Source organism: Paenibacillus sp. CMAA1364, assembly GCF_054373195.1.
Genome location: NZ_JBITNB010000033.1, coordinates 1 through 17000 on the forward strand (window position 1 = coordinate 1; position 17000 = coordinate 17000).

10 protein-coding genes are annotated in these 17000 nt (G+C 39.7%); 4 read left to right on the forward strand and 6 right to left on the reverse strand.

Annotated features, from left to right (window positions below; translation table 11 throughout):
* Positions 1-107: 107 nt before the first annotated feature.
* The gene (locus ACH8E3_RS15095; protein WP_458633467.1) at positions 108-2102 is read right to left on the reverse strand and encodes a sensor domain-containing diguanylate cyclase; all 1995 of its coding nucleotides are present in this window, start codon (positions 2100-2102) and stop codon (positions 108-110) included.
* A 457-nt stretch (positions 2103-2559) separates the two neighbouring features.
* On the opposite strand from ACH8E3_RS15095, the gene rpsD reads away from it, so the two are divergent.
* Positions 2560-3159 (forward strand): 30S ribosomal protein S4, encoded by a 600-nt coding sequence (rpsD, locus tag ACH8E3_RS15100; protein ID WP_458633468.1) that lies wholly within the window; start codon positions 2560-2562, stop codon positions 3157-3159.
* Between the two features lie 261 nt (positions 3160-3420).
* Positions 3421-6549 (forward strand): transglycosylase domain-containing protein, encoded by a 3129-nt coding sequence (locus tag ACH8E3_RS15105; RefSeq protein ID WP_458633469.1) that lies wholly within the window; start codon positions 3421-3423, stop codon positions 6547-6549.
* Positions 6550-6657: 108 nt separating this feature from the next.
* Here the strand turns inward: ACH8E3_RS15105 and acsA are convergent, their stop codons facing one another.
* Entirely contained in the window at positions 6658-8382 is a 1725-nt protein-coding gene (gene acsA, locus ACH8E3_RS15110) for an acetate--CoA ligase (protein WP_458633470.1), read from the reverse strand.
* Between the two features lie 286 nt (positions 8383-8668).
* Here acsA and ACH8E3_RS15115 point away from each other — a divergent pair, with 286 nt between their 5' ends.
* Positions 8669-9301 (forward strand): GNAT family N-acetyltransferase, encoded by a 633-nt coding sequence (locus ACH8E3_RS15115; RefSeq protein ID WP_458633471.1) that lies wholly within the window; start codon positions 8669-8671, stop codon positions 9299-9301.
* Between the two features lie 137 nt (positions 9302-9438).
* On the opposite strand, the gene ACH8E3_RS15120 is transcribed toward ACH8E3_RS15115, so the two are convergent.
* Positions 9439-10926, reverse strand: coding sequence for an IS1182 family transposase (locus ACH8E3_RS15120; protein ID WP_458633472.1), 1488 nt, complete (start codon positions 10924-10926; stop codon positions 9439-9441).
* 140 nt (positions 10927-11066) lie between these two features.
* Positions 11067-12080, reverse strand: coding sequence for a catabolite control protein A (gene ccpA / locus ACH8E3_RS15125; RefSeq protein WP_458633473.1), 1014 nt, complete (start codon positions 12078-12080; stop codon positions 11067-11069).
* A 662-nt stretch (positions 12081-12742) separates the two neighbouring features.
* Between ccpA and ACH8E3_RS15130 the strand changes: the two genes are divergently transcribed.
* The gene (locus ACH8E3_RS15130; protein ID WP_458633474.1) at positions 12743-13267 is read left to right on the forward strand and encodes a type 1 glutamine amidotransferase domain-containing protein; all 525 of its coding nucleotides are present in this window, start codon (positions 12743-12745) and stop codon (positions 13265-13267) included.
* 71 nt (positions 13268-13338) lie between these two features.
* Here the strand turns inward: ACH8E3_RS15130 and ptsP are convergent, their stop codons facing one another.
* The gene (gene ptsP / locus ACH8E3_RS15135; protein WP_458633475.1) at positions 13339-15087 is read right to left on the reverse strand and encodes a phosphoenolpyruvate--protein phosphotransferase; all 1749 of its coding nucleotides are present in this window, start codon (positions 15085-15087) and stop codon (positions 13339-13341) included.
* A complete protein-coding gene (locus tag ACH8E3_RS15140) occupies positions 15084-16970 on the reverse strand; it encodes a glucose PTS transporter subunit IIA (RefSeq protein ID WP_458633476.1) in 1887 nt (628 codons plus the stop codon). The genes ptsP and ACH8E3_RS15140 overlap by 4 nt, the downstream gene beginning before the upstream one ends.
* Positions 16971-17000: the final 30 nt, after the last annotated feature.

A 17000-nucleotide genomic window follows, 5' to 3' on the forward strand; every position in this document is an offset into this window, starting at 1 on the left:
TCCTCCAATAACAGGAGAATCGCTGCTCTTTTAACTTTTTATTGTTTTGAGAATGTGGAGAGTCTGTCTTCGCTTGTAGAAAATCTACTTTTGGGACAGCCCCTTCGTTAGTTCTCTCTAATCTCAACTTGAGTCTGATTACGTCCACCATTCTTCGCACGATATAATGCCATATCTGCTGCGTGAAATAGTGAATCAACGCTAACTTGATCGTCCGTACAATCCCATTCGGAGATCCCACAGGAAACGGTTACTGTTGGTTCAGTCTCCAGTTCCACTTGCTTGCGTATTCGTTCAGCCATAATCAATGCTTTTTCCAATCCTAAATGTGGTAAGTAGATGACAAGCTCTTCCCCACCCCATCGTGCTGCTAGATCACCTACACGAATCGTAGACTTTATAATTTCACTAACCTTTTTAATGACATTATCACCTTTTTGATGCCCGTAGGTATCATTAACCAATTTGAAATCGTCGATATCAACAACAATTAACGAACCACAATAATCTGTTTTTTGCTTCTTTTTGATCACATCATTAAGATAGTGACGTGCATATAGATTTGTCAACATATCTCGATTGGCCATACGTTTAACCTCAGAGTGTAATAACGCATTACTTACAGAGATACCAATATGATTAGACAAAGCTTGCAACAATTTATAATCATTGTAAGTGAAGAAATGTGCATTTTGATGAGATATCAGAATAGCGCCCGTAATTTCTCCATTAACCACTAGTGGAGCCGCAATTAATGACTTCGATTTACTGTCCTCCATGAAGATAGAAGAAACATCCATTTTCTCTATATAATCAGATAATATAATCGTCTCACCTTTGGAGTATACTAATCCACCAAAACCATAATCCTTTTGAAACACTTTTTTATTCATGGAACGTAAGTTAGATGATACAACCTCTAGTCCATCTAATTCCTTACTTACCTGAAGAATACAACAATAATCCGCTTTGAAAATATTCAAAAGTTCTTGCGTCGAGTATAAGTAGATATCTGTCAATTTCAAGCTCTGATTCACACGTTGTGTCAGTTCATTGATTAATCTTAATTCACGAATAAGTAAATTCGATTGTTCGAATAACTTTGCATTCTCGAATAGAAATCCAGCTGTATCCACTAATGTAGAGATATATTGTAGATCCGATTCAGATATCGAACCTTTGTGCATGATTAAATGAAGTACCCCGTACACACCTTGCTTACCACCTAATGGAAAGCCAATTTCTTGTTTATGTTCTCCATTATCCATTGTTATGTCATTTATAGTTAATTTGCCATCCATAAATGTACGTATACTAATATCATCCATCATTTCGTTAAAAACAAGATGTGACACTCTTGGATTCTCTTTGTGCTGATCTTGTGTCATCAATAATTGTTGCGTAGATCCAGGACAGAGCGTAGCGACGCCATCTAACAACTCCGTAAGCAACATATCAATATCCACTTGATTCTGAATTCGTTGGACCAGTTTATATAATAAGGATCTTCGATTCGCTTCAAAGTTAATTTTCTTTTGTTCTTGCATCATGTCTTCAATAAATATGTATTCGAAATTTTTGTAAAAACAGCTATCGAATACAATTGGCAACAACGAGATCGCATCATTTGTATTCTCAACCTTTGTATTCACACTATCCTCTGAGACTACACAAGCCATGATGGCATAAACTTTATTGTATTCACGTGTAAGCATAGGGTATAAGTATATCGTACTAGGTCTCTCATCTGTCTCAGCTTCCCTTTCGATTATGGCAACAACGGAAGCTCGGCTCTGTATACATTGTTCAAATAAATGACTTCCTTTATCTTCAATATAATGAGAGATGATATTATCCCCGGCAATAAAAGTACCATCATATTGAAAAATCGCGGATTTTAAATATTTCGCAACGGGTGTTGTACAAGTTAGCTTCTGCCAATCTGCATAACTATTGGATAATAAGCTTCTAATATGTGGTAAATCATATGTTGCAATATCTACATTCTTCAACCAGAGGCTCGTTTCATCTATGGAGGTGAGCATTCCATCTTCACTAGGTAATTTCTCATGTTTTGAAAGTACATTTTGATATTTCGACATGTATTATTGACTCCTTCCCACGATACTTAGAATATATACCCAATATATTAGCCCCTTGCACCTATTCCAAAAAAAATAACTGTAATTAAATGAGTTACTATATTCTTATTCTACCTTGTCCACATGGAATTTGCACCTAAAATTAATTATTTATCCCTACTTTTATAGTTCTTTAGCCCTATCGACATCCTTCGACATAAGCTGTCAAATTTCCACTTAAATGAATCCACTTGACTTCTATAACTGTTATCATTTAAAATTAGTTGTTGAGCAGGTTATTAATGATAACCGCATTGGGCGTAACGTTGTGTCACCCTCACGTATTTTGTTCTTGACAAGACAGCGGCTGAACTTTCATGTCAATTGTGCTTTAAGCCTTGGGCAGTAGCACATGAAACAATCTACGGCACAAATAGAACCCTACCTAAATTGAATTATAAAAGGAGTCTACTATAAAATGGCACGTTACACTGGTCCTAAATTTAAATTAAGTCGCCGTCTAGGCATATCTCTAAGCGGTACAGGTAAAGATTTGAAGCGTCCTTTCCCTCCGGGTCAACACGGCGCTAACCAACGCAGAAAAATCAGCAACTACGGTATGCAATTACTAGAGAAGCAAAAACTTCGTCATATGTATGGTTTGGGTGAGAAACAATTTAAAACACTCTTTAACAAAGCTTCGAAAATGCAAGGAATTGCCGGTGAGAACTTTATGTTCTTGCTTGAAAGCCGTTTGGACAACTTAGTATATCGTCTTGGTTTCGCTAATTCTCGTGCTGGAGCTCGTCAATTGGTATCCCACGGTCACATCACTGTGAACGGTAAGAAAGTTAACATTGCTTCTTACAGATTGAATACTGGTGATGTTATTGGTATTCGTGAAAGAAGTCGTGGTATGGCATCTATTAAAGAAGCTATTGAGAACCGCAACCATCTTCAAGCTTACCTAGAATTCAATGATACAGCATTAGAAGGCAAGTTCATTCGTTTCCCTGAGCGCTCTGAATTGTCTCAAGATATCGATGAGAAGCAAATCGTCGAATTCTACAACCGTTAAGAGTACAATTAAAAGCCCGGAACTTACGTTCCGGGCTTTTTTTCATTTCATCCATTGGAAATATTCGAATAATAAGGTAATCTAGAATAGTACTTTCATAACTACACTCCTTATTATGACATCGTATACGATAATGTGTTATATCCCAGTATAATCTAACAAGGCGTGTCGTCTGGATTTATAAGAGCCTTATTCCTATAGAGCGATTCGAAGGATATCTTTATGCTATAATAATCCCGTTAAAAGGAGGAGCTGCACTACATGGTTGATTCAAAGAATAAGACATCAGAAGAAACAACACCTTCCAAGAAATCGGTGGGACGAATCATCGGAACAACATTTCTTTGGCTTGTGTTCTTTATGTTCCTAGGGGGACTATTTGTAGGTGGTACTGCAATAGGCTATGTATCATCTATCGTTCAAGATGAGCCTGTACGATCAAGAGCAGATATTGAGAAGAAAATGAGTCAAAATTCAATTACGGGTTTTGCTTATTTTAATGATGGAACACAAATCGGCCAGTTACGAACAGATGAAGATAGACGGCCTGTTGATTTCGATAAGATCCCTAATATCGTTAAAGACGCTGTTATTGCAATCGAGGATAATGACTTTAATAGCCACATCGGAATTGATTTCAGTGGTACACTTCGAGCAGTGAAACAAAAAGTACTAAATGAATCCGTACAGACTGGTGGAAGCACACTCACTCAACAGCTTGCTAGACGTGTATTTCTCAATCTCGACAAGACGAACAACCGCAAGATTAAAGAAATGCTTCTTTCATTAAGACTTGAGCGAATTCTCACTAAAGACCAAATCTTCTCTGCATATCTCAATAAAGTACCCTTCGGAAATGGCTCCAATGGCTATAATGTCTATGGGATTAAAGCCGCTGCCAAAGGCATATTTAATATAACAGATTTGAATCATATCAATGTTGCACAGGCCGCGTATTTAGCAGGTCTACCTCAACTGCCATCTAAATACTCCGCTTTTAATGGAAAAGGAGAGTTCAACCCTGACTCCTTTAAACGTGCGATGGATCGACAAAAGCTAGTTCTTCGACGTATGTTTGAAGAAAGTAAAATTACAAATGGTGAGTATAATGAGGCTCTTGCCTTCGATATCCAATCCACATTAGCTACACAAACGGAGAAAGCCTATTCCACATACCCTTATTTAATGATGGAAACAGAACGTAAAGCCGCAGAAATCCTATTAACATTAGATTCTTCCATCATAGACGCTACTGAACATACAGAGAAAGATAAAAGTGAACTTATGGAAGAGGCCACACTACAACTTACTACAGGTGGTTACCGAGTATATACGACTATCAATAAGAATATTTATGATTCAATGCATAAGATCGCTGAGAATAAAGATAATTTCAATACGGATAGCAAGACTAAAGGAATGGAACAAACAGCAGCTATGCTGATAGAGAATAATTCTGGTGCTATTCTTGGGATGATTGAGGGTCGTGACTTCTACAAGGAGCAAATGAACTATGCAACTCAAATGGTACGTCAGCCGGGTTCAGCTATGAAGCCCATTGCAGCCTATTTGCCTGCATTAGATTCTGGTGACATTCAACCTGCTAGTATCGTGGATGATGCACCGATTATTCTAAAAGATTATCAGAAGGGATTCCATATCCCTAAGAACTCTTCTAGAGGCTACGAAGGATTAGTAACGGCTAGGTACGCTTTGAATATGTCTAAGAATACCGTTGCTCTTAAATTATTTAACAACGTAATAACCATTGATAAAGCTTGGGATTTCTCTAAAAGATTAGGTATTACTACTATTCAAAAGGAGGATTATGGTGCAACAACCGGTGTGCTAGGCGGATTAAGATATGGTGTGTCTGTCGAAGAGTTAACCAATGCCTATAGCACCATTGCAAATCAAGGGAAATTCCTTGATGCATATATGATCGATAAAATAACCGATTCCAATGGTAATATTGTATATAAACATACTCCTGAACCAGACCAAGTCTTCTCAGAACAGACGGCTTATCTGATGACCGACATGTTACGGACCGTAATTACAGAAGGTACCGGAAGCACAGTTAAACAGAAATATAAACACTGGAAAGAAGCTCCTATCGTCGGCAAGACGGGTTCGACACAGAACTATGCTGATGTATGGTTTATGGGCTATTCCCCTGACGTTACGCTTGGTGTCTGGGTCGGCTATAAAGAACCAATCAACGTACTTGAAGGAAATCAAAGAAAGAATGCACAGAATATATGGACACTTATTATGAATGATTTAGTGACAAATAATAATGAGCTATTCGTGACACCTTCTTTTGTAAGACCAACTGGAATCACAACCAAGACCGTATCTGCTTATAGCGGGAAGCTCCCCACATCACTAACGGATAAGTATGTGACTGATTTGTTTAATTCCAAATATGTTCCTTCGGACAGCGATGATGGAGTCGCTAAGGCGAGATACATTACGTATAATAATGTGAATTATATTCCTCAGGATAGTACACCTGAAGATATGGTTAGAGAAAAGACCGTCATCAAACGTGAGTATCCCATTCAGGATCTGGTTAAGGACCTGTTAAATGCTTTCAAAGTGATGAAAAAACATGAATCCTTAGCCTATTATTTACCTAAGGACGCCCGTAGTGACATGCCTGTCGATGTTGATCCGCGCGTAGACGATGGTCGTGCTCCAACACCACCTAGTGGCATTAACCTTTCTATGGTGAGTGGAACTGCTACCATTAGCTTCAGCCCAAGCGGTTCACCAGACGTAGTTGGTTACCGCCTATACCGTTCAATCGATTCTGGCGATTATATACATCAAGGCCATGTTGTACTCAGTAATGAGTCAAATGTGTTTACATTTAAGACTTCAACAAATCATCATTATTCTTTCTATATCAAAGCAGTTGATGTAGCTGGGCTGGAATCAGAACCAAGTAGAAGCACTAGTAATAGCGGTAGTACGCCCGACGATAGCATTGTTGATCCTGGTTCAGATATTCAACCCGATATACAACCTGATGTTGAACCTGATATAGATATTGAGCAACCAAACATTGAAGATATCATCATTCCTCCGCTGGAAGATTTGGTTCTGGAGATCCCTTCTACACCAAGTAAACCAACCATTAAGTCTTTTGATAATGGGCTTCAGATAAGTTGGAGTATCCATGGAATGGATAGTGTTGATAAATACAATATTTATTATTCTAAAGAGCAAAATGGTGGGTACACTCCAATTGGCTCAAGTACCGTTTCCTCCTTTGAATTACCAGCCAGTGAGGCATTAGCAGGTTGGTACCGTATCACAGCAGTAAACAAGGCTGGTGAATCTATTCCATCCACTTCTACGCTTTTTGTAACTAAATCTAAATAAATAACGGCTACTTATCACTCCATAGAGTGATAAGTAGTCGTTATTGGGTTAATTAATACTTTCATTACTACCAATAATATGATGCCCGTCTTATGATCATGACATTAATCAGTCTTCTATCGTAGATAAATCTCCTGTTGGTAGATCTAGTTCCCATGCTTTCAATACGCGTCGCATAATTTTACCTGAGCGTGTCTTAGGCAACTTTTCTTTGAACTCTATCTCTCTTGGAGCTGCATGCGCAGAGAGTCCCTCTTTAACGAATCGATAAATATCATCTTTCAATTCCGGTGTCGCCTCGTAGCCCTCACGTAGCGATATGAAAGCTTTAATAATCTCACCACGAATGGCATCTGGCTTCCCAATAACACCTGCTTCTAATACTGCAGGATGTTCTAACAACTTGCTCTCTACTTCAAACGGCCCAATGCGCTCTCCTGACGAATTAATAACATCATCGATTCGACCTTGAAACCAGAAGTATCCCTCTTCATCCATATAGGCAGAATCACCTGATATGTACCAACCAGGCACTCGAAAATATTCATCATACTTTTGCGGGTTATTCCATATTTTATTCATCATAGCTGGCCAAGAAGTCTTAATAGCTAAATTACCCATCGTATAAGGGGGAACTGTATTCCCTTTATCATCTTTAATGGTAGCTTCAATACCAGGTAGTGGTTTGCCCATCGATCCCGGTTTGATATCCATACCTGGATAGTTACAAATCATTTGAGCACCTGTCTCGGTCATCCACCATGTATCATGTATCCGTTGATTGTATGTTTTGTATCCCCAACGGACGACTTCTGGATTGAGTGGCTCACCGACAGAAAGAACATGTCTTAAACTACTCAGGTCATACTTTGATATGATATCCTCCCCTGCACCCATAAGCATTCTGAATGCTGTTGGTGCACTGTACCATACCGTTACTTTATAACGCTCTAATGTTGCATACCAATCTTGTGGACTAAATCTTCCACCACGAACAACATTGGTGACACCTGATAACCATGGTGCGAAGATACCATATGATGTGCCTGTGATCCACCCTGGATCAGCAGTACACCAATAGATGTCATCCTCTTTTAAATCTAGTACAATTTGAGCAGAGTAATAATGTTGGATCATCGCATTGTGAACATGATATACACCTTTGGGCTTCCCAGTAGATCCCGAAGTGTAATGCATTACAAGTCCATCATTGCGGTCCATCCATTGCAGCTCTAATTCAGACGAGGCAAGTGCCATCTCTTCTTTATAGCTAATAACGCAATCATGTTGTCCTACATTATCATCCACGATAATAACATGTTGTAATTCAGGGAGTTTGTCCCTTGATACTCTTCCTAGAAGCCCAGAAGTCGTAATCAAAGCTACCGCACCACTATCTTCAAGTCTCTCTTTCACAGCAGTCTCCATAAAAGCCTCAAAGAGAGGTCCTATCACCGCACCTATCTTAAGAACACCAAGTAAGCAGATATATAATTCAGGACTACGCGGCAAAAATATGAACACCCGGTCACCCTTTGCAACACCCTGTTTGCGAAGTATATTACCAAATTGATTCGACAAGTCTCTTAATTGTTGAAAAGTATACGCTTCCTCTCGGTATGCATCGCTGTATAAAAGCGCCACTTTATCCCCAAGACCCTCAACTACATGTCGATCAATCGCTTCATATGCCATGTTACATCTACCTGTTTCATACCATGTGAAGTGACGTTCAATTTCTTCCCAGTTAAAATCATTGCGAGCTTGTTCATAATCACCCATATTAGACATAGAGTTAACACTTGGAAGCAATTCATTGTTATTCGTTTCCATATTCTCCATTCCTCCATTCAATACAAGCTAATCTTAAGTTAGCGCTTACAACAAATGCTATTTGTCGCAGTTCTGATTCCTAAATCAAGAACTCTATGGCATAATATATATATTATATTGCGAACCATACATCACGACTGATTTGTGACTAACTTGTGTCAAGGCGATTATATCACACGTTATAAAACTCTGCCATTTATTTTCAATCATATTATAAAACTTATTAAGTCATATGTAACACGATTCAATTTTTAGTATGTATTAATCATGGGGAAGGTGAGCATTCATGGAACATTATAAACAGTACCAATGCCATTTGTTATCCCATTCTGATATCTCTCTCGTCATCGAGGGACCTGTCTCTGGTGATTACATCAAAGAATTAACGCTACATCCTGACCTCGATGCCTTTCGTCGACCTAAGGAACAACACGAAGCTTTAATAGAGATCGCTGATCTACCAGAAGGACGTATCATTATCACACGGGATCAGTCCACTATTGTTGGTTATGTTACTTTTCATTTCCCTGATGAACAAGAACGTTGGTCTCAAGAACATATGGTGGACCTTATTGAACTTGGTGCGATCGAAGTCGCAGATGATTATCGCTCACTAGGTCTGGGAAAAAGGATGATTGAAACTGCCTTTGAAGATAATCAAATGGAACACTATATCGTTTTTACAACAGAATACTATTGGCACTGGGACTTAAAGGGAAGTGGTCTAGATGTATGGGGTTACCGAAGAATGATGGAGAAATTAATGAAGGTCGTTCACATGGAATGGTATGCAACAGATGACCCAGAGATATGCTCTCATCCAGCAAATTGTCTTATGGTGCGTATCGGAAAGAAAGTCCCACTATCATCCAAAGAACAGTTCGATCGAATACGATTCCAACAACGATATATGTATTAACAAACATTATACAGTATATTTCTTATTCCCATGAAAAAAAGCTCCTAAAAGAGAGCCCTGCAAAAGTCTTACTTCTGAGCAAAAGTGAGTTATAAATTGGAAATATAATCGTGAAAACTAAAAAAGCAGCACGTTCCTCATCCGAGGGCGGGCTGCTTTTGCTCTACTAGCTTCACCATTCGTTTCACATTTACAACAAATGCAGTGAGATATGCCTGTATTCGCATGCGAAATAGACCTCGGTATTTGGCTGTTGCCATCCCGTGGAACCTCTTCATTTCTGCGTTCTTGTGTTCAATGATCGGCCTGCGCTTAATCCGCTCTTTGAAGGTATCACTGAGCTCAAACTCGATTTGCTCTTTAAAGTGCTCAGCGATTATCCGGATGGAGTATGTCTTGCTCTTGGATTCGGGTTTATAGCAGCCATCACGCAGCGGACATGCTTTACATTTCTCTACATCAAAATAGAATACGAGCGAACGGCTAACTCCACTTTTTGTACTGCCTTGAATCGCTTTGCGAATACTATGCTCACCTGCAGGACAAACCACAAAATTTGCGTCTTTGTTGTAGTCGAATCCTTCTTGCCGTTCGCCTCCGGAGTGAACAATGGGATTCAGTGGAACCACGGGCTGGATGGTTTCTGTTTTCATGAGTGCCAAATTCTCTTTGCCTGAGTAAGCCGTGTCTGCAATGATTTCTTCAACTACGATCCCGTTTGCTTTTGTTTGCGCGAGTAAAGATGGTAATTGCTTGCCATCATCGCTCGTTCCAGGTGTCACTTCAATAGCTGTAATAAGTTCTTCTTCCGTCATAGCCAGGTGCTCTTTATAGCCAAAAAAAGACGTGGTACTACTTTTCCAACCGAATCTTGCGTCGGGGTCGATTGCTGACCGGATGCCCTTGTGAGATAACAGACGCTCGTCTTCTACGATTTCCTTCGCAATGTGCAATTTATCGCTTATTGCTCCTTCATGATCTGGCAATAGTTCTTCAACCGTTTGTCCAAGTTCAGCAAGGTAGTGAAGCATCACCTTCTCAGCATCTTCTTGTGCACTCTTCACTTTCGGCAAGGATGGGAGCTTCTTCTCTAGCTTCGGATGCCGTTTTACAACCACGCGAAACAGTCGTTTCGCGGATTCTCGAAGCACGTTCAGCGGTTGTTGTCGCTGGGTTGCTGCATGTGAATGCGTAGCGTCCATGATGATGGTTTTCGATTTAATGAGGCCTTGGTCGATGCACTGGCCAACGATTTGCTTAAGGACATCTTCGATTTGGCTAGCCCCAAGACGATGGTTACGAAAACGTGAGAGTTGTGAAGCATCCGGTAAGGCATCTTCTGGATTTACACCGACGAACCATTTGTAAGCCAGATTCACCTTTGCTTCTTCGATCATTCGCTCATCTGAGAGATTGTACAAAATCTGTAAAAAGAGCAAGCGAAAGAGTAGCTCTGGCTCATTTGCCGGTCTACCGTAATACTGGCAATATGAATTTTTCACTAGCTCATGAATGAAACCGAAGTCTACCATACTGTGAATTTTCTTAAGCAGATGGTCTTCTGGGATGAATTTATATAGTTCTGCATGAAAAGATGCAGTCAGTTGTTTAGCTGAATGTAGCAAGTTTGTTCAACTCTCTTTACTTTTCTTCCAGTATACAACAAACCCAATGACTGTGCGGCATTGGGTTTGTTTTTACAGTATTTGTATTCGTTTTGCAGTGCTCTCTAAAAGGAGCTTTCGATTCATTCGGGATCATGTATCTAATCTTGGTTCAAAGCTCTAACGGACAGACGTAGAATCGTCTCATGCGGTAAAATTACGCGTGGATTCTGGACGTCTTCTTTTTTCATGTATTTCGTTAACAGACGCATAGCTACTGCTCCCAGATCATACATGGGTTGAGCCACAGTCGTAAGTAATGGTCGAACCATGGATGCCATATGAATATTGTCTACACTAATAATAGAGAAGTCGTCGGGAACTTTAAGACCAGCATCTTGAATGCTATGAATAGCACCAATAGCCATCTCATCCGTCGCAGCAAAAATCGCTGTTGGCTTCTTTCTTAAATCTAAGAAATACTTCATTGCTTCAACTCCGGATTCGTAGCGATAATTACCTATGCGAACCCAATCTTCCCGATACTCAATTCCTGCAGCTTCTAACGCTTTCTTATATCCCTGAAAACGAGAATATCCATTCGCAGGATCCTGAAGTGTTCCGCTAATCATACCAATGTCACGATGACCATGTCTAATCAACGTATTAACTGCATCAAAAGCAGCCGCTTCATGATCAATGTCAACCGAAGGATAACTGCCCTCCTCGTCTCTAGTAGCACATAGAACAACTGGAACAGAAGAAGTCTTAAATGCTTGTATATGTTCTTGAGTTACAGTTCCACCCATGAACAACAATCCGTCCACTTGCTTCTCAAGCAATGTATTAATAACGCGTATTTCTTTTTCTTTCTTCTTGTCAGCATTACATAGAATAATATTGTAATGGTACATGTTTGCGATATCTTCTATGCCACGTGCAATTTCAGCAAAAATTGAATTGGATATATCCGGAATGACAACACCTACTGTTGTCGTCTTCTTACTAGCAAGACCTCTAGCAACAGCATTCGGTCGATATCCTAAACGTTCAATTGCATCATTTACTTTCTTACGGGTCTGTGGCTTAACATTGGGGTTATTATTCACAACCCGTGATACTGTTGCCATAGATACGCCAGCCTCACGCGCAACATCATAAATGGTTACTGTCAAATTCTTTCGCTCCATTACAAATAAATTTTCATTCGATCAACCCAATAAGTTTAATATTACGACAATTTCTTTATTTACGCAATGATAACGCTTTAGTCTCTTATCTATATTGAATTGTAACGTTTACAAATATTATTAATCTTATTTATATATTATCAATATAAGACGAATAAATCCAATATTCTACATACATTCTTACGAATAGATTGGACCACAATTTAATTCAACTAAAACAGACGACAGATGACTTAATCTTTGTCGAATATGTTGAAGCCATAATTTATCTCTTATACTTTCAACATAGCTAAATAAATCGAGTAATAAATCAATTCTAACATTTATGGCCTTCACTACGATATCCTCTAGCTCTTCAAAAGAAAATACACTTTCTTGACTACATACATCATATATAATTAGTGATAATTCATTAAATTTCGTGAAATATAGCTTTCTCTTGTACGGAATGAACTCATGATCCTTCATATACTGTTTCAAAATAGGCTTTATAGTGGCTAGTAGTTCAATTTCTTCCTAATTTCTCAATTACCTAATGTTTCCGTTTATATTGGAGTGGGAATGGCACATTGTGACTTAAAGCTATCTTTTTGTTAGAATGAAGGAGTGGATGAAGGAAATCATTTCAAAAGAGGAGCGAAACGTTAATGAGACTTTCAGGAAAAAAGGTCATTGCCCTTGTTAGCGAGGACTTTGAAGATTTAGAGTTATGGTATCCGATCTATCGATTACGCGAAGAAGGTGCTGAAGTTCACCTTGTTGGCGCAGAACGTGGACACACCTATATTGGTAAATATGGCGTGCCTGCGACAAGCGATTATTCCTTTGAAGAAGTAGATAGCAATCATTATGATGGTATCCTTGTACCCGGAGGATGGGCTCCAGATAAATTGCGTCGATACAGTAAAGTCATTGAGCTCATACGCGAAATGAATATTGACCGTAAAGCTATTGGTCAAATTTGTCATGCTGGTTGGGTGCTGATATCCGCACAAATTCTAAACGGTGTTACTGTCACTTCAACACCAGGTATTCGAGATGATATGGAGAATGCGGGTGCAATCTGGAAAGATGAAGCCGTTGTCGTTGACGGACACATTATTTCAGCACAGAGACCACCAGATCTGCCACCATACGGCAAAGCCTTCTGTGACGTATTAGCAAATCAATAATCATCGTGCAATAAGAAAAATCGACCTCCTTATAATCTCTTACGATTATAAGGAGGTCGATCTTTAATTTACTAACTTTCAGCAATAGAAATACTACTTCTATGCGTTTCATGATATTCATTCAACAATCGCTCAATATCTGTGCTTGTATGCATTTGTAAACATCTCTTAGCCACTTCTCTGTCTTCTTCAGCCGATGTGTTCAGGAGTCGATGCTTTATTCTGAGCAAAGATTCGGGTGACATACTAAGTTCATACACCCCTAACTCGATCCACAAAGGAATAGAACGCTCATCCCCAGCCATTTCACCACAGACACTGACAGGAATACCCTCATTCCTCGCCGCTTCTACAATAGAACGTAACATACGAAGGATCGCTGGATGATAGGGATGATACATATGTGCGATTTTCTCATTCATCCGATCTACGGCAAGTACATATTGTACAAGATCATTTGTTCCAATGCTAAAGAAATCACTTTCTTTCGCAAGTAGATCTGCAATCATTACAGCTGCCGGCACTTCGATCATGATACCTACCTGAATATCACGATTGTATGAGATTCCTTGTTCGTCTAATTCTGACATCGCTTCATGAAGAACTTCGTTAGCTTGTCTGATCTCTTCCACCGAAGAAATCATGGGATACATGATCTTTACATTGCCATAATAGCTGGCTCTCAATATGGCACTCAACTGAATCTTGAACAAGTCCTTGCGATCTAGACTAATTCGAATTGAACGATAACCAAGGTATGGATTCTCCTCTTCAGGAAGAGCAAAGTAATCCAAGTGCTTGTCCCCACCAATATCCAACGTACGTATTACAACAGACCCATTGCCTACGGATTGTGCGACATGTCGATAGATATCGAACTGCTCTTGTTCTGTCGGGAATGATTCTCGATTCATATATATAAATTCAGTTCTAAATAGTCCAACACCATTGGCACCATACTTCAATGCCGTTTCCATCTCTTTAATCGAACTAATATTAGAATTTAGGTTTATCTGCACACCATCTTTGGTTACTGCTTCAACCGTAGCCAACAACTGAAGTTGTTCTCTTTTGCGAAATTGTTGAACTCTCTTTCCTGTATAGTCAGCTATGATTGTTTCATCAGGGGCAACAAATACATGACCTGTGTCGCCATCAATAATAATCATATCTCCAGTCTGAATAGGTATCTTCAGATTCTTCTCTAACCCAGATACAAAGGGAATTCCTAAAGCCCGAGACATAATGACAGAATGAGAGGTCTTCCCTCCAACTAAGGTTGCAATGCCTAGTACATGATTAGGATTCAAATGTACTAATTGTGATGGTGAGAGCTCCTTAGCTACTAGAATATAAGGTTGTGTATCTTCTGGTAACGTAATCTCAGGAGCACCTAGTAGATGCTTTAACAAACGATTTCCAACATCTTTGATATCTAAGGCTCGTTCTTTCATGTATTCATCATCCAACAAATCGAACATCGTCACGAAATGATCGATTGCTTCTTTCACAGCAACTTCTGCCGCTTTATATTGACGTTCAATAATTCCTTGAATTTCATTCATAAAGATGGGATCTTCGAGAATAGCGAGATGAGCATCAAAGATATTCGGTTCTTTTTCTCCTACAACCTCTTTGAATTCATTCCTAATGATCTCAATCTCACTTCTCGATGTCCGTATGCCTTCGTACAAACGCTCAAATTCTTTAGTTAAATCAATCGTATCTATTCTTGACTCAGGCATATCCCATTCCCAACTGGGTAGGACAAACGCTTTACCTATAGCAACACCTGATGCTGCTCCAATTCCTTGTATCATGTTTCAGACCCTCCAGCATTCACATCGTATAACACAACAGACATCACGGATGTCTGACCTTTTTTCACAGTCTTAAATGGAGCAAAACTCCATGACTTCACACGCTCGGGATTCGTAATAACCATAGGAGTCGCCAATGACTTAGCATGTTTGCGGATATAGGCTAGATCAAATTTGATAAGTGACTGACCTGGGATAACCGTATCTCCTTCTTTGACGACTGCTTGGAAGTATCCACCTTTTAGTTGTGATGTATCAATCCCAATATGAAGAAGTACTTCCAAACCTTCAGGTGTAGAGATACCAATCGCATGCATCGTAGGATATATATGAATAATCGTTCCATATACCGGCGAGACCAGTTCATCTCGTTCAGGCATGAAAGCTACTCCATCCCCTACTAACTTGGTAGCAAATATATGATCAGGCACGTCTTCAATAGGTAGCATACGTCCCTGAATAGGCGCGCTAAAGAGTACCTGGGGCAAATCCCTTTGCATCAACTTGCTAATCTCTTCACGGATCAATTCAGAATACGTCCCAAATACAATCTGAACATTGCCTCCACCGAGCTTGATCAAACCTGCTGATCCTAGTAATCTAATGGCGTTACTATCAATTAATCTATCATTCTTGACCGTAATTCGCAGTCTTGTAATACATGATTCTACCTGAACAATATTTTCTTTGCCACCAAGTGCCTCAAGAATCAATGGGGCTTGATAAGGAATATTTCCTGCCCAATCTTCCAAGGTTGATCCTTCTTCTCGACCCGGTGTCGGGATTTGGAATCGATGAATGGCCCAACGAAATAATACATAATAGATAACTGCATACACAACCCCAATCGGAATGATCATCCAGGCATTCTGGGATAAATGAAGATTAAGTATGTAATCAATTGCGCCAGCTGAATAAGAAAATCCATGGTGAATCCCAAGGGCATACGTAATCCACATAGCTAGGCCAGATAATAGAACATGAACAATATACATGTATGGAGCCACAAATAAGAAAGCAAACTCGATTTGTTCTGATACACCTGTAAAGAAGCAGACCAAAGCTGCTGTTAAGAATGTCTTTTTGATCTTTGGTTTGAGATCCTCACGCGCCTCATGAATAATCGCTAAAGCGATACCAGGCAAAGCAAACATCATGATTGGAAATAGTCCAGCCATGAACACACCTGCCGTGGGATCACCTGCGAAATAACGTGGTAAATCTCCTTGAACCACATTCCCTTGCGGTGTTGTATAGTTCCCAATCTGGAACCAGAATACATTATTTAATAAATGGTGTAGACCAAAGGCCGTAAGGATACGATATAACATGCCATATATGAAAAGACCAAACCCACCTAAATGTGTCACTAACAAGGTGAGTTCATCAAGCCCTTTTTGAAGTATGGGGGAGATCCCAATCATGAACCAAGAAAATATAGCCGAGAACAATCCCATCGATAGAAGCACAAAACGTGATCCACCAAAAAATTGTAATACTTCGGGGAGTTTAACATGTTTGAAGCGATTATATAACCCACCTGCAATCATTCCAAAGATGATGCCGATTAATATCGTAGGCTGTACACTTCCATTACCGATATGTCTAGTGATCTGATCGTAAATAAACATACCCGATAATGCAGCAAGACCCGCGGGTCCCCCTTGGTTAGCAAGTCCTAGTGCTACTCCGACAGCGAATAAATAAGGTAAGAAGAAAAATATACCTTGACCTGCCCATGTACTGACTTCGGCTATGGCTGGTAGTCCCCATGCTGCCCATGGCAGACTACCTACACTCAATAGAATGGCTGCTGCAGGTAATACCATCGTAGGGAGCATGACCGCTCTTCCTAGTTGTTGTAAAGATCCCAACCAATTCAAGATGACACTCTCCCTTCCCTTACACATTCA

Coding starts and splice junctions, on each gene's coding strand:
- ptsP (WP_458633475.1), bottom strand. CDS start 15,087: ATGATACAAGGAATTGGAGCAGCATCAGGTGTTGCTATAGGTAAAGCG.
- ACH8E3_RS15130 (WP_458633474.1), top strand. CDS start 12,743: ATGAGACTTTCAGGAAAAAAGGTCATTGCCCTTGTTAGCGAGGACTTT.
- rpsD (WP_458633468.1), top strand. CDS start 2,560: ATGGCACGTTACACTGGTCCTAAATTTAAATTAAGTCGCCGTCTAGGC.
- acsA (WP_458633470.1), bottom strand. CDS start 8,382: ATGGAAACGAATAACAATGAATTGCTTCCAAGTGTTAACTCTATGTCT.
- ACH8E3_RS15115 (WP_458633471.1), top strand. CDS start 8,669: ATGGAACATTATAAACAGTACCAATGCCATTTGTTATCCCATTCTGAT.
- ACH8E3_RS15095 (WP_458633467.1), bottom strand. CDS start 2,102: ATGTCGAAATATCAAAATGTACTTTCAAAACATGAGAAATTACCTAGT.
- ACH8E3_RS15105 (WP_458633469.1), top strand. CDS start 3,421: ATGGTTGATTCAAAGAATAAGACATCAGAAGAAACAACACCTTCCAAG.